Annotated in this window: 1 protein-coding gene; it reads left to right on the top strand. The window is 73.0% G+C overall.

What is annotated here, in order from left to right:
* Positions 1–904 (top strand): AMP-binding protein (locus tag GCU69_RS04140; protein ID WP_156205148.1); only part of this gene is annotated, 904 nt, incomplete at both ends.

The raw sequence follows: 904 nt of genomic DNA on the forward strand, positions 1-904 counted from the left end.
AACTCGTCGTCGCCCTCCTCGCCGTCCTCAAAGCAGGCGCCGCCTACGTCCCCCTCGACCCCGACTACCCCGCCGACCGGCTCGCGTTCCTGCTGGACGACGCCGCACCGTCGATGGTCCTCACCGCCGCCTCCGTGGCCGGGGACATCCCGGGACGGGGCATTCCGCGGCTTCTCCTCGACGACCCGGCCACCCTGGCCGCGCTCGCGGAACAACCGTCCGGGGATCTCACGGACGCCGACCGTCCCGCCCCTCTGCGCCCCGGGCATCCCGCCTACGTCATCCACACCTCCGGCTCCACCGGGCGCCCGAAGGGAGCGGTGGTTCCGCACAGCAATGTGGTGCGGCTCTTCCGGGAGACGGAGCACTGGTTCCGCTTCGGCCCCCGGGACGTCTGGACCTGGTTCCACTCCTTCGCCTTCGACTTCTCCGTATGGGAGCTGTGGGGAGCGCTGCTGTACGGCGGGCGGCTGGTCGGCGTGCCCTTCGAGGTCAGCCGGTCCCCGGCGGAGTTCCTCGCACTGCTGGTGCGCGAGCGGGTGACCGTGCTCAGCCAGACGCCCTCCGCGTTCTACCAGCTGGTCCGCGCGGACGAGGAGAACCCGCGGGCCGGACGGGAACTGTCGCTGCGCACCGTCGTCCTCGGCGGCGAGGCCCTCGACCCGGCGCGGCTCGCCCCCTGGTACGCCCGCCACGCGGACGACGCCCCGACGCTGGTCAACATGTACGGCATCACCGAGACGACCGTGCACGTCAGTCACCGCCCGCTGACGGCGGCCGACTCCGCGGCGGCCGCGCCCGCGAGCCCGATCGGCCGGGGCATCCCCGGCCTGGGCGTGTACGTGCTGGACGGGGCGTTGCGTCCGGTACCGCCGGGCGTACCCGGAGAGATGTACATCACCGG

It is taken from the genome of Streptomyces lycii (genome assembly GCF_009735685.1).
GTDB lineage: Bacteria > Actinomycetota > Actinomycetes > Streptomycetales > Streptomycetaceae > Streptomyces > Streptomyces lycii.